The 13,157-nt window shown below is 45.6% G+C and carries 16 protein-coding genes; 13 read left to right on the top strand and 3 right to left on the bottom strand.

Annotation, left to right across the window (positions count from 1 at the left end):
* Positions 1–176 precede the first annotated feature (176 nt).
* The 3 genes from KTH90_RS04770 to KTH90_RS04760 all read left to right on the top strand — a co-directional run bounded on the left by KTH90_RS04770 (position 177) and on the right by KTH90_RS04760 (position 3,069).
* Entirely contained in the window at positions 177–1,454 is a 1,278-nt protein-coding gene (locus tag KTH90_RS04770) for an adenylosuccinate synthase (protein ID WP_238726347.1), read from the top strand.
* Between the two features lie 223 nt (positions 1,455–1,677).
* Entirely contained in the window at positions 1,678–2,286 is a 609-nt protein-coding gene (locus KTH90_RS04765) for an HAD family hydrolase (RefSeq protein ID WP_158349938.1), read from the top strand.
* A gap of 135 nt (positions 2,287–2,421) precedes the next feature.
* Positions 2,422–3,069 (top strand): VTC domain-containing protein, encoded by a 648-nt coding sequence (locus KTH90_RS04760; RefSeq protein ID WP_158349937.1) that lies wholly within the window; start codon positions 2,422–2,424, stop codon positions 3,067–3,069.
* 138 nt (positions 3,070–3,207) lie between these two features.
* On the opposite strand, the gene KTH90_RS04755 is transcribed toward KTH90_RS04760, so the two are convergent.
* From KTH90_RS04755 to KTH90_RS04745, 3 genes are all read right to left on the bottom strand, one after another.
* Entirely contained in the window at positions 3,208–3,405 is a 198-nt protein-coding gene (locus KTH90_RS04755) for a hypothetical protein (protein ID WP_158349936.1), read from the bottom strand.
* Positions 3,406–3,436: 31 nt separating this feature from the next.
* A complete protein-coding gene (locus tag KTH90_RS04750) occupies positions 3,437–3,649 on the bottom strand; it encodes a helix-turn-helix transcriptional regulator (RefSeq protein ID WP_330655896.1) in 213 nt (70 codons plus the stop codon).
* A gap of 170 nt (positions 3,650–3,819) precedes the next feature.
* On the bottom strand, positions 3,820–4,077 hold the full coding sequence (locus KTH90_RS04745) for a hypothetical protein (RefSeq protein ID WP_158349934.1): 258 nt from the start codon (positions 4,075–4,077) through the stop codon (positions 3,820–3,822).
* 194 nt (positions 4,078–4,271) lie between these two features.
* Between KTH90_RS04745 and KTH90_RS04740 the strand changes: the two genes are divergently transcribed.
* The 10 genes from KTH90_RS04740 to gdhA all read left to right on the top strand — a co-directional run bounded on the left by KTH90_RS04740 (position 4,272) and on the right by gdhA (position 13,085).
* Entirely contained in the window at positions 4,272–4,754 is a 483-nt protein-coding gene (locus KTH90_RS04740; RefSeq protein ID WP_238726346.1) for a hypothetical protein, read from the top strand.
* Between the two features lie 102 nt (positions 4,755–4,856).
* Positions 4,857–5,036, top strand: a complete 180-nt coding sequence (locus tag KTH90_RS04735) for a hypothetical protein (RefSeq protein ID WP_238726345.1) — start codon at positions 4,857–4,859, stop codon at positions 5,034–5,036.
* A 117-nt stretch (positions 5,037–5,153) separates the two neighbouring features.
* Entirely contained in the window at positions 5,154–6,068 is a 915-nt protein-coding gene (locus tag KTH90_RS04730; protein WP_158349933.1) for a DMT family transporter, read from the top strand.
* Positions 6,061–6,561 (top strand): YqeG family HAD IIIA-type phosphatase, encoded by a 501-nt coding sequence (locus tag KTH90_RS04725; RefSeq protein WP_158349932.1) that lies wholly within the window; start codon positions 6,061–6,063, stop codon positions 6,559–6,561. The genes KTH90_RS04730 and KTH90_RS04725 overlap by 8 nt, the downstream gene beginning before the upstream one ends.
* A gap of 57 nt (positions 6,562–6,618) precedes the next feature.
* Entirely contained in the window at positions 6,619–7,692 is a 1,074-nt protein-coding gene (locus KTH90_RS04720) for a M24 family metallopeptidase (protein WP_158349931.1), read from the top strand.
* Positions 7,693–7,811: 119 nt separating this feature from the next.
* Positions 7,812–8,369 carry an elongation factor P gene (gene efp, locus KTH90_RS04715; RefSeq protein ID WP_158349930.1) on the top strand — a complete coding sequence of 186 codons (558 nt, stop codon included), beginning with the start codon at positions 7,812–7,814 and terminating at the stop codon, positions 8,367–8,369.
* A 283-nt stretch (positions 8,370–8,652) separates the two neighbouring features.
* On the top strand, positions 8,653–9,528 hold the full coding sequence (locus KTH90_RS04710) for a DUF5688 family protein (protein ID WP_158349929.1): 876 nt from the start codon (positions 8,653–8,655) through the stop codon (positions 9,526–9,528).
* Between the two features lie 129 nt (positions 9,529–9,657).
* A complete protein-coding gene (locus tag KTH90_RS04705; protein ID WP_158349928.1) occupies positions 9,658–10,899 on the top strand; it encodes an SH3 domain-containing protein in 1,242 nt (413 codons plus the stop codon).
* A 231-nt stretch (positions 10,900–11,130) separates the two neighbouring features.
* Positions 11,131–11,565 (top strand): hypothetical protein, encoded by a 435-nt coding sequence (locus tag KTH90_RS04700; protein ID WP_158349927.1) that lies wholly within the window; start codon positions 11,131–11,133, stop codon positions 11,563–11,565.
* Between the two features lie 185 nt (positions 11,566–11,750).
* On the top strand, positions 11,751–13,085 hold the full coding sequence (gdhA, locus tag KTH90_RS04695; RefSeq protein ID WP_158349926.1) for an NADP-specific glutamate dehydrogenase: 1,335 nt from the start codon (positions 11,751–11,753) through the stop codon (positions 13,083–13,085).
* The last annotated feature ends 72 nt before the right edge of the window (positions 13,086–13,157 follow it).

The raw sequence follows: 13,157 nt of genomic DNA, 5'->3' as shown, positions 1-13,157 counted from the left end.
ACAGATAGAAAAATTATGATAATGAAAAGCAGAGTAAATGCGCAATTTTGACCAAATTCATGAGATTTCGCGAGTTATTATTTTTTTCTTTACAGTAGAAAAAGAGTTGTAGTATAATATGGAGTCGGTAAAAACGTAACTTGTTGATGATTTTACAAATGTTAGGAGGAAGTCCTATGGTAAAGGCTGTTGTAGGAGCAAACTGGGGAGACGAAGGCAAGGGCAAGATCACGGATATGCTTGCCAAGGAATCCGATATCATTATCAGATTCCAGGGGGGAGCCAACGCGGGTCATACGATCTTAAACAATTACGGCAAATTCGCGCTGCATACCCTTCCGTCCGGAGTTTTCTATGATCATACCACCAGCATCATTGGAAATGGGGTGGCGCTGAATATTCCGATTCTGTTTAAAGAATTGAATGACATTGTAAGCCGCGGTGTTCCGAAGCCTAAACTTCTGATCTCAGACCGGGCCCAGATTGTGATGCCTTACCATATTCTTTTCGACCAGTATGAGGAGGAACGCCTTGGCGGTAAGTCTTTTGGATCCACGAAATCCGGGATCGCGCCGTTTTATTCGGATAAATATGCGAAAATCGGATTTCAGGTAAGTGAATTATTCGACGATGAAGCGGCGCTTAAGGAGAAGCTGGAATTGGTCTGCGAGATGAAGAACGTGCTTTTGTCGAATCTTTACCATAAGCCGGAGCTGAATGCTTCTGATTTATTTGACACAATGATGGAATATCGGCAGATGGCAGAGCCCTATGTCTGTGATGTTTCCGCCTACCTGTGGCAGGCGATTCAGGATGGAAAAGAAATTTTACTGGAAGGCCAGCTGGGGTCTTTAAAAGATCCGGATCATGGAATCTATCCGATGGTTACCTCGTCCTCCACTTTGGCCGCATACGGAGCCATAGGCGCGGGAATTCCTCCCTATGAGATTAAAAAGGTGATTACGGTCTGCAAGGCCTATTCCAGTGCGGTAGGAGCGGGAGCGTTTGTCAGTGAGATCTTTGGCGATGAAGCGGATGAGCTGAGACGGCGTGGCGGAGACGGGGGAGAGTACGGCGCCACTACAGGCCGTCCCAGAAGAATGGGATGGTTTGACGTTGTGGCCTCCAGATATGGATGCCGGATCCAGGGGACGACGGATGTAGCATTTACCGTATTGGATGTGCTGGGATACCTGGATGAGATCCCGGTGTGTACGGCATATGAGATCGAGGGTAAGGTTACCATGGATTTCCCTACTACCGGGCAGTTAAATAAGGCAAAACCGGTCATGGAGACATTGCCGGGATGGAAGACCGATATCCGTGGAATCAAAAAATATGAGGAGCTTCCTGAGAATTGCCGTAAGTATATTGAATTCGTTGAGAAAAAGCTGGGTTTCCCGATTACTATGATATCCAATGGACCTGGCCGGGATGACATTATATATAGATAAAGTTTGAAGTGGGAAATATCGCATGGAACAGCAGGGCCCGGAGCAGATTAGCCATATGGCTAAGAACTGCTTCGGGCCCTGCGGAAGTTTTACGCCGCCGCAGTTGTCTGTTATTAGGCTTGACCGATTCGATTTGTCTTTGCGATAAATATTTTTCTGTATCCTATCAGTAACATGATATAATAAAACTTAGAAAAAATGATACAAAGGAGAGCGCACAAAAATGATAGAAACCGTGATCTTTGATATTGGAAACGTGTTAGTGGATTTTTGCTGGAAAAACTGCCTTGAAAGAATGCCTTTCGATGAAGAGACAAAGCAGGCACTGGCAAAGGCTATGTTTTTATCTGCCACATGGGCGGATATGGACCGCAGCGAAAAGCCGGATGAGGAACTGCTGGATTTGCTGATAGCCAATGCTCCTGAATATGAAAGTGAGATCCGTACGGTGTTTGAGCATCTGGATTTGTCCGTAAAGCTGTATGATTTCACCATACCATGGATACGGAAATTAAAGGAGAACGGGCACAGGGTCTATTATCTTTCCAATTTCCCCCGGAAAACCTTTGAACTGCTGGGGCACACCATGGACTTTATTGACGAGATGGACGGAGGGATCCTGTCTTTCCGTGTTAAGCTGATTAAGCCTGAAAAAGAGATCTATCAGGCACTGTTGGAAGAGTACAGGATTACACCGCAGAATGCGGTGTTTCTGGATGACTGCGCTGCGAATGTGGAGGCGGCTGAGTCCCTCGGTTTACATACCATCTTGGTGGAAAATCACGGGCAGGCGGTAAATGAACTGGAAAAACTAGGAGTTTATTCGGAATAAATTTATTTCTAAGAAAGATATCAGATTCTTTATAAATATTTCAGAAGTTTGTCACGACCTATTCATATTTCCTGCATATAATAATAGTACCAGTTAGGACGAAACAAAGAGTGAGCAGAACAGGAGGTTTGGTTCATGAAATATACCACGTACTACGAAGATAGCTGTATGATCGGCTACAGCGGTTACGAGCAGATGAAGGCAATGGTTGAACGAGAGAACCCCAATGGTATACTGGAACATGTAAAGGTCAGAAAACTGAAATTTGAGAATACGGAGATAGAGAACCAAAGGCTGGCAGGAGACGAAGGAATACCACTCTATAGTATTTGCCTTAAGAATCTTGATGAGAACAGATTATATTTGGAGAAGAAGAGCCGGCAGAATCAGGTGACATACAAAAGTTACACCAAACTGACCCGGGAAGAATGTGAGAAAATCTTAAATGGTGATGTTGAGTGGATGAAGACTCACAAAAAATCCTTGTGCAGAGACTTTTATTTACAATATACGATCAATAATCTGAGACCCACCAGGGTACGCGAGTATGAGCGTGAGATAGGGAAATGTAAAGACAACAATTATATCACGTTTAACCTGAACATCCGTACAGCTCTTGATAAAAATGTCGATTTGTTCGCGGAAGAGATCGATATGATGGATTGTTTAAGCGAAGATAAAGTAGCTGTCAGCTACAAAAAAGAGACGAAGATACCCAGAGTCATAGCCAATGTATTACATATCGGAAACGAGCAGTTGAACGAGCTGGCGACGGCATTATAATTAACAGAACAGTAACCGCAGAATCATTCAAAAAATTGATTCTGCGGTTTTTTGCGTTTGGGGACATGTCCATTTCGGTTTGGGACATGTCCAAGCCAGAATGGACATGTCCCAAACCGAAATGGACATGTCCCCCGACTACTTTTTTTTGATAAGGCGGTATATGAGGATATAGCCGTACAGTAACACCGGCACCAGAATTGTAGCTCCAACCGCAGCTTTTAAACAGGTATCCGCCCAGGGACTTTCGATCAGAGCGAAAACCAAAGTGGACAGATAGAGTACTAACAGTATCACTACACCTGCCAGTGCCAGAATTCGTTTTTTCTTTTCCATGAGAACCTCCATATATTTTTCAGAGTAGAATCTAGTTTCTGAGCGGTGGAATATCCCTCCAGTCCTTGCGGTATGCGAGCGGTGTCTGCCCTTCTCGGCTTTTGAAGATGGAGATAAAATGACTGACATGGGGGATACCGCAGATCTCAGCGATTTTGGCTACAGACTGGTCGGAAAATTTCAGCAGTTCTTTGGCATAAGTGATCCGGGTGGTGATCAGATACTCATTTACTGTCATGCCAATATATTTTTTAATTCTTTACATAGATGAAATTTATTAACACCGCAATGCACGGACAATTGATCCAGGGTCAAAGGAGAAGAATAATTTTTGTCAATGCACTGTTTAGCCAGATGGATATATTCCGGTATATAGACCGGCGATTGTCCCCGGTATTATTTTGAAGGAGAATCTCAGTCAGCAGGCTGGTAATGAGCCCACTGACCAGCCTGATACCGCAGCAAGCCCTGGCCGGATACCGTGTAGACCAGAAGGAAGGAATTCAGATTGGCTCGTTCCGTAAAATAGGGGTATGACGTTTTGAAATAACCTGTCTCTTGGACATAATAGTAGATCGATTTCGCCAGGGCACTGGGAGTAACGATCAAACGAAGGGAATCTTCCGACCAGTCTGAAGAAAAACGTTCCAGATATTCGGTTGTCTGATTCATTCGAAAAGCCTCCAGTTGGCAAGATCCTGTTATTTTTCCCCAACGTAGTTGGATATATTTCTCCTGTCTTTCATTATAATGAAATATAAGAGAACTCGTCAACGATAATTTTCAGACAGGAGAAAAAATATGGAGAAATTAAAACAAGCAAAACCGGATAGAATCGGAATCTACACCATGGGGCTTAAAGCCTATTGGTAAGACAAAAAAAACAGGAAATCCAGGAATTTTTTCTCATCAGTGAACATTCGGCTGCAGACCCTCTGGCCCAAAAACCAACCCCAGAACATCTGGATTGGTCGGCAAGGGTAGCCGTAGCTTTGGAAAAGCTGATAAGAGAGTACGATCTGGACGCTCTGACTTACTATTACCACGGCGCGCCGGACAGCCTGTATGAAAAACTGCAGGGAGGCTTTATCGTCGGTCATTCTCTCCTGACAGCAAAAGGGATACCCTGCGCCGGCGAGGGAGACTTGAAAACATGCCTGGCCATAAAAATCTGCGATATCGTCAAGCGGGGCGGAAGCTTCTGCAAAATCGTAGCCGCTGATTACGAAGACGGCACCATCCTGTTAGGACATGACGGCCCATTTCACCTGGCCATCGCTTCCGGTAAACCGATCCTTAGAGGAATGGGCCTTTACCACGGGAAACAGGGAACCGGTGTCTCCGTGTAAGCCAAAGTAAAACCTGGCCCGATTACAAATCTGGGCTGCACCCAGACAAATGACGGCAGCCTTAAATTTAATCACAGAAGCGAGGCTACAGACAGACCCATCATGACAATCGGAAATACCCAGACTCCGGTCAAATTCCGCAAAGATCCCGACGCCTACATGGACGAATGGTTTGCCGAAGCCCCCCCACATCATTTCGCAATGAGCACAGGCCATAACGCTTCCCTGTTCGAAAAAATTGCCGTCCTGTTAAAGATACCCTCCGTAACCCTGGATAAATAAATGGTTTACTTTGGTAAAAATAGTTGTTATAATCGTAAACGTGTGAAGAACAAGGGAAAAACAATCTGAATGATTATTAGAAAATGCGTGAACGATAAAAGGGAGATATGAGGATTTATGCCTGAGCAAGAGAAAAAGATCAGCATAGCAGCAAGTTTTGGACTCCTGTCCGCTGCGATTATCTGGGGGTTTGCATTTGTCATCGTGAAAAGTTCCCTGGATGTGATACCGCCGGTTTATATGCTGGCTTTTCGGTTTACCATCGCATCGGCAGGCCTGGCTTTGATTTTTCATAAGAAATTCCGTGCATTGAATAAGAAATTATGGGAACACGGGGCAATTCTGGGCCTGTTCTTGTTTTTGAGCTATCTTTTTCAGACGATTGGCTGTCAGTACACGACAGCGGGGAAAAACGCGTTTTTGACCACCATTTATGTAGTTCTGGTTCCCTTTCTGCACTGGATATTTAATAAGAAGAAACCGGACCGTTACTGTGTGATTGCGGCGTTTATGTCGGTGGCCGGCATCGGGCTTTTGTCCCTCCAGGGGGATTTGACTATGAACATAGGGGATGTGCTGACACTGATCTGTGGGTTCGGTTATGCGATACACATTGTCTTTATTGACCGCTATACGGAAATGGAGGATCCGGTTCTTCTGACGGTTCTGCAGTTGGGGTTCGCCGCTGTATTTTCCTGGATACTGGCGCCGATTCTGGACGGAAGCTTCCCGGCAGGAGCCCTGCGGCCTGATATGATTGCGGGAATGCTGTATCTGGGGCTGCTGAGTACGATGGTTGCGTTTTTGCTGCAGAACGTGGGACAGAAGTATACGAAACCCTCTACCGCCGCGCTGCTCCTGTCTATGGAGTCCGTTTTTGGAATTATATTTTCCATGATCTTTCTGGGGGAAGAGCTGACTTTAAAAATGGCAGCAGGTTGCATACTTATCTTTACGGCGGTTATCATGGCCGAGACAAAATTAGAATTTTTTAAAAGAAAGAAAACAGTGGGGGGCAATGAATATGTTTAAGCAGTTATATCCCGGAGAATATATCGATTCCACCTACCATATTGATTTCGATCAGCTTTACCGGGAGGGCTACCGTGGCGTGATTTTTGATATCGACAATACGCTGGTTCCCCACGGGGCTCCGGCCGATGAGCGCGCCACCGCGCTGTTTTCTCATTTAAAAGAATTGGGATTTTCCTGCTGTCTGCTCTCCAATAATGATGAGCCGAGGGTAAAAATGTTCAATGACGCGGTGCACGTCAACTATATTTTTGACGCCCATAAGCCCTCCATGAAGAATTATCAGAAGGCAATGGAAATCATGGGTACGAATCTGCAAAATACGCTGTTCGTGGGAGATCAGATATTTACGGATGTCTACGGCGCTAACCGAACCGGCCTTCGCACGATTCTGGTTCAGCCGATTCATCCAAAAGAAGAAATTCAAATTGTTTTAAAGCGATATTTGGAGAAAATCGTGTTATACTTTTATCAGAGACAATTGAGAAAATAACAAAAATTTAAATATAGGGTGTTCAGGTACGGGGAAGCGCCCGCATGGAGGAATGAAATGAGGCAAAAACAGATTACCGATATACGCAGAGAAAAAGGACTGGATGCGGTTCTGGTGACAAATCCTCTGAATGTGCGTTATATCAGCGGGTGTACGGCGGATACCGGCTGCCTGTACCTGTCGGATTCGTCCTGCATATTTTTAACGGATTCCCGGTACACCACACAGGCACAGGAGGAGTGCGGCAACAGATTTACCGTGTGTGAGATCAAAGGAAGAGACGGATACACAGATGCCCTGCAACTATATATGAAACAGGACTCCGTAGGTAACATCGGTTTTGAGGATGAGGTTATGACCTGGGCTGAGGCCAAACGGTATCAGCAAAAATTACCGGCGAAACAATGGGTTCCCCTTCGGGACGCGCTGGATCAGCTTAGGGTAATCAAGTCGGATGAGGAGCTGGAGCGGATCGCCAGGGCGGAAAGTATTGGGGACGCGGCATTTAGTCACATACTGGAGGTGCTCCGGCCGGGAATGACCGAACTCCAGGTAGCGGCAGAGTTGGAATATTTCATGAAAAATGCAGGGGCCACGAAGTTAAGCTTTGATACCATAGCTGCTTCCGGAATCCACTCGGCGATGCCTCATGCGATTCCCCAGGATAAGGAATTAGCGGACGGAGAGTTTCTGACCATGGATTTTGGCTGTATCTATCAGGGATACTGCTCGGATATGACCAGGACGGTGGTGATCGGAAAGGCTTCAGAAAAACAAAAGGAAATGTATCAGGTCGTTCTTACCGCGCAACAGGCGGCACTGGATACCATTCGGGCCGGCCGGACCGGCAGCGAGATCGATCAAATAGCCAGAAATATAATAAAGGACGCCGGATATGGAGACTACTTCGGACACGGATTAGGACACAGCCTCGGGCTGTTTATCCATGAAGAACCGCGGTTATCCACACTGGATGACACGGTGCTTTGCGAAAATATGGTGGAAACGGTGGAGCCGGGGATCTATCTGCCGGGATTTGGCGGAGTAAGAATTGAGGATGTCGTCGTAGTGACAAAAAATGGCTGTACGAATCTGACCCACTCGCCAAAAGAATTGATCGAGATAGGCTGAATTCCGGCTGAAATTTGGTCTAAAGAAAAAACAGTTGAAAAATCGGATATTTTATTATAAACTAAATGAGAACATGGGGATGGACGTTCCCCAATGTATTTGAAGGAGGAATTTCAAAGATGATTTCAGCAGGTGATTTTAGAAATGGTATTACGGTGGAAATTGAAGGAAATATATTTCAGATCATCGAATTTCAGCATGTAAAACCTGGAAAAGGCGCAGCTTTTGTTCGTACAAAATTAAAAAACATTATCAACGGTGGTGTGATAGAAAAAACCTTCCGTCCTACCGAGAAGTTTCCGCAGGCCAGAATCGACAGAAAGGACATGCAGTATCTGTATTCTGACGGAGATCTGTTCCATTTCATGGATGTGGAGAATTATGAGCAGATCGCTCTGAACGAAGAGTCTGTAGGTGATTCCCTTAAGTTCGTTAAAGAGAATGAAATGGTAAAAGTATGTTCCCACAATGGAAACGTATTTGCGATCGAGCCTCCGCTGTTTGTAGAGTTGGAGATTACCGATACGGAGCCTGGATTCAAGGGAGATACGGCTACCGGAGCTACGAAGCCGGCAGTAGTGGAAACCGGAGCTACGGTATATGTGCCGCTGTTCGTAGATCAGAATGAAAAAATCAAAATTGACACCAGAACCGGAGAATATCTCTCCAGAGTCTAATTTTTATGAACACAGAACTGTGGTTGCTGTTATGGCTGCCGCAGTTTTTTTGTGCCTGCGGGTACGCCTGCTCCCTCTCAGCCCGGCCCTTAGTCGGCCCCCCTATATAAGTGAGCGGTTACTGGCAGCCACTTTATAGAAATTTCAGATTTGTTTAGTCTTTGTTTATTGTTTTTTTGATGGGGATTCAGTATGATATATGGGTAAACTATTCTGGTTTACTTCTTAGCACAAATCGTGCGTTTTTCCTGTATTTCTTATTAAAATCAGAAAGGATGGTAGGATGAATTACGAACAATTTATGGAGTGTGTGCGCACACGGGTGGAAGAGGTCCTTGGCGGGGAGGCCAGAGTGACCGTTTATTCAGTTGTGAAAAATAACTCGGTTAAGCTGGACGGGTTGACGATTATGGAGAGGGAGAATAATGTTTCCCCTACCATTTATCTGAATCCGTACTTTGAAGCGTTCGAACACGGTATGGAGATGGATAAGATTGTCCGGGAGATCCTGAAAGTGTATACGCAATGCCGGCCGAAGCAAAAGTTTGATACGGATTATCTGAAGGATTATGAAAAAGTAAAAGACCGGATTGTTTACAGGCTTGTGAATTATGAGAAGAACCGGGAGCTGCTGGAACAGATGCCGTGTATCCGCTTTCTGGATCTGGCGGTGATCTTTTATTGCCTGATCGCCGTAGGGGAGGAGGGGACCGCTTCGGTGGCTGTGAAGTCAGAGTATAGGAAGGTGTGGGATATAACATTGCCGCAGATCTATGAGCAGGCCAAGATAAATACTCCAAAGCTGCTGCCTTATGTACTGCAAACTATGCTGGAGGTTCTGGGTGAGCTTTGCGATGGGATGGATACATCTGGCGCTGTGCCTATGTATGTGTTGACGAATCAACTGAGAATGAACGGTGCCGCCTGTATCCTTTATCCGGATGTGCTTCGGGAGTGCAGCCGGAAGATTGGTGGTGATCTGCTGATCCTGCCCAGCAGTATTCATGAAGTGATTCTTATGCCGGATCATGGGAATGGAAATAGGGCAGAGCTCCGGGAGATGGTGGAAGAGATCAATCAGACACAGTTGGAAGCGGAGGAGGTGCTCTCCGGACAAGTGTATCGATACGAAAGAAACACAAACAAGATAATTTTGTAAAAATAACGAAAAAAGTGTGTTTTTTCTACATTCCAATTGCGTAATCTCCGAATATGTTGTAAAATAGTTAACGATTGAAGTTATTTTCCCAATAATGAATGGATGCAGATTGAAGTTTAGGAGGTACCAATGGAAGATTTTAAACGTTTTGTAAAAAACAATTCGAGATATATTATACTTGCGGTAATTATTATTGTATTGGTGATTGTTCTCGTGAAGTGCATCGGTGGTAAGGATGAGGATAAGGATGCCAAGGGGGAGAAGAATACGGAAGATGTACAGTCATCTGCTGACCCCAGCGCTACGCCGGCGGTAACTCCGGAAGAGAATGCGCTGCTGCAGGATGCGGTACCGGAGGTAAACGATCTGATGAACCGGTATTATGCGGCGTTGGCTGCCGGAGATATGGAGTCCGTGAAGGGCATGGTGGATACGCTGACAGATGATGATGCAGGTTTGCCGGCCAGGTCGGAATGGATTGACAGCTATAATAATATTTCCTGCTATACAAAAAAAGGAATGACCGACAACTCCTACGTTGTTTACACGTATTTCGAAATTAAGTTTGTTGGGGACAAAACGGCTTCCATGGCGCCGGGACTGTCATCGTTCTATGTGGCCCAGAATGACCAGGGTGCTTATTATATTTTACAAAGCAGTAATGCGGATATAGAAAATTATATGGCAAATATCACCAAAGGCGATGATGTTCAGGCATTGGTTGCAAGCGTAAACCAGAAGTGGGAAGAAATCAAAGCCGCAGATCCCACAGTGGCAGAAGTAGCCTCTGTGATGATCAATGCCGGAGAGAGTGCTGAAGGCGGTGGTGAAGCTGCCGGTGATGCCGGTGCGCAGCAGCCCGAAGAGCAGCAGCCGGAAGAAGAAACACCTGCAGAAGAACCTCCGGCGGAACAGCAGCCGACGGCGGGAGTACAGGATGTGGATGAAACCGTATACGCAACGGATTCTGTCAATATCCGGAGCGATGCCAATGAAAGTGCGGAAAGAGTCGGACAGGTTTACCAAGGAGAAACACTGCATCGGACGGGCATTCTGGACAGCGGCTGGAGCCGTGTGGATTATAATGGACAGACTGCTTATGTGAAGAGTGAATATGTTACGACGGATGCGAATTCGGCTAACGGCGGCGGGGAAGATAACAGCCAGATTACTTCATCCACTCCGGCTGGCGGAACCGCTACGGCGAAGGAGTCCATTAGTTTCCGTGAAGGTATGAGTGAGACCTCTGCGAAGCTGGGTGTCATATATCAGGGAGAAAAGGTTACGAAGATCATGGATTATGCAGAAGGCTGGTCCAAGGTGGAATACAACGGTAAGACCGGATATGTAAAAACCGAGTATCTCAATTAAGTCTCAGAATGAAAGATAATACGATTCATATAAATACTCCTCTGACAGCAGATGATAGAAAATATATCTGCGGCTGTCAGGGGAGTATGTTTTCGTGCGGGGAATTTGAAACAGATGATTTGACCATACTGCTATGTATAATCATGTCATATTCTCCATACCCTATAACAAAACACAAGGTTTTAAATTACCTTTTTATATAAGACTTTGCAAAGAAGGGAGAACGGGTTTATGTTGACAAATGCGGATTTAGCGGTATTGAAGGAAACTTATCGGAGTTCGAAAACAGTGGTTACCAATATTAACCATGTGTTAAGTAAGGTGTATGATGAGGATCTGGCTTTGGACCTGAACAAGCAGCTGGCAGAGTATCAAAGGATGGAAGAGAAAGCGGCCGGGGCATTGAATCAGAACGGAATCCGGCCGGAGAAAGATAATGCTCTGGATAAAGCGAGAACCTGGTCATCGGTACAGGCCAGCACCTTGCTGAATACCAGCACAGGGCATATCGCGGATATGATGATTCAGGAAAATGCCCAGGGCATGACAAATATGATGAAGGTTCTAAAACACAACCGGCCTGTCAAGGGAGAGTATGATTCCATGGCCAATGAACTGATGGATCTGGAGGAGCTGAATATACGGAAATTGAAATCTTATTTGTAAATATAACGGATCTTTGTGTAAATTTAACAAAGTTAGCGAAATATGGTAAATTTATAAGAAATTGCTTGCGTTAAAGGCCTAAAGCGTACTATAATAAAAGGCGGACAAAGGCGTCAGAAAATATGAGTGGATGTGTCCACTCATATTATTTTTCGGACGTTATTTTTTATTTAAGGAGGATTAATATGTCTTACATTGATGAGGTAATGGAAAGAGTCGTAGCGAAAAATCCCGGAGAAGCAGAATTTCATCAGGCGGTAAAGGAAGTCTTAGATTCTTTAAGGCTGGTTGTAGAGGCCAACGAAGAAGAATACAGAAAAAATGGACTGCTGGAACGTTTGGTAGAGCCTGAGAGAGTGATATCCTTCCGGGTTCCCTGGGTGGACGATCAGGGAAAGGTACAGGTAAACAGAGGATTCCGCGTACAGTTTAACAGTGCGATTGGACCGTATAAAGGAGGACTTAGATTCCATCCTTCCGTAAATCAGGGCATCATCAAATTCCTTGGATTTGAACAGTGCTTCAAGAATTCCCTGACCGGACTTCCGATCGGCGGAGGAAAAGGCGGAGCGGATTTTGACCCGAAAGGAAAATCAGACCGGGAGGTTATGGCATTCTGTCAGAGTTTCATGACCGAGCTGTGTAAATATATCGGTGCGGATACGGACGTTCCGGCCGGAGATATTGGCGTGGGAGCAAGAGAGATCGGTTTCCTCTTTGGACAGTATAAAAGAATCAGAGGGCTCTATGAGGGCGTCCTGACCGGGAAAGGCCTGACCTACGGTGGTTCTCTGGCCAGAACCGAGGCAACCGGTTATGGTCTGATCTATCTGTTGGATGAGATGTTAAAGCAGAACGGAAAAGAACTGGCCGGCAAGACCGTTGTCGTATCCGGTTCCGGCAATGTGGCTATCTACGCCACCCAAAAAGCCACTCAGCTTGGCGCAAAGGTAGTGGCTCTCAGCGATTCCAACGGCTGGATCTATGATGCCAACGGAATCAATCTGGATGTGGTCAGAGAGATCAAAGAAGTACGCAGAGGCAGAATCAAAGAATACGCGGATGCGGTTTCTGGTTCCGAATATCATGAGGGCAAAGGAATCTGGAGTGTGAAATGTGATATCGCTCTTCCGTGCGCAACTCAGAATGAGTTAAATCTGGACGATGTCAAGACTCTGGCAGCCAATGGATGTTTCGCGGTGGCGGAAGGCGCTAATATGCCTACCACCAGAGAAGCTACGGAATATCTGCTGGAGAATAAGATCATGTTCGCTCCCGGAAAGGCTGCCAATGCCGGCGGTGTCGCTACCTCAGCGCTTGAGATGACACAGAACAGCATGCGCCTGTCCTGGACTTTTGAAGAGGTTGACAAAAAATTGCAGGAGATCATGGTGGGAATCTTCTCAAAAATGGCGGATGCCGCTAAACGCTACGGCGTAGAAGGAAATTATGTGGCTGGAGCCAATATCGCAGGATTTGAGAAGGTAGTTACCGCAATGAATGCACAGGGGATTGTTTAGAATAATAAGATAAAGCGAAATGCTGTAAACGGTCTGATATGGGCTGTTTACAGCATTTTTTCATGCGCTTGG

Source organism: Diplocloster modestus (assembly GCF_019042245.1).
GTDB lineage: Bacteria > Bacillota > Clostridia > Lachnospirales > Lachnospiraceae > Diplocloster > Diplocloster modestus.
The sequence above is the reverse complement of the archived record's forward strand: the minus strand, read 5'-3'. Positions and strand labels throughout refer to the sequence as shown.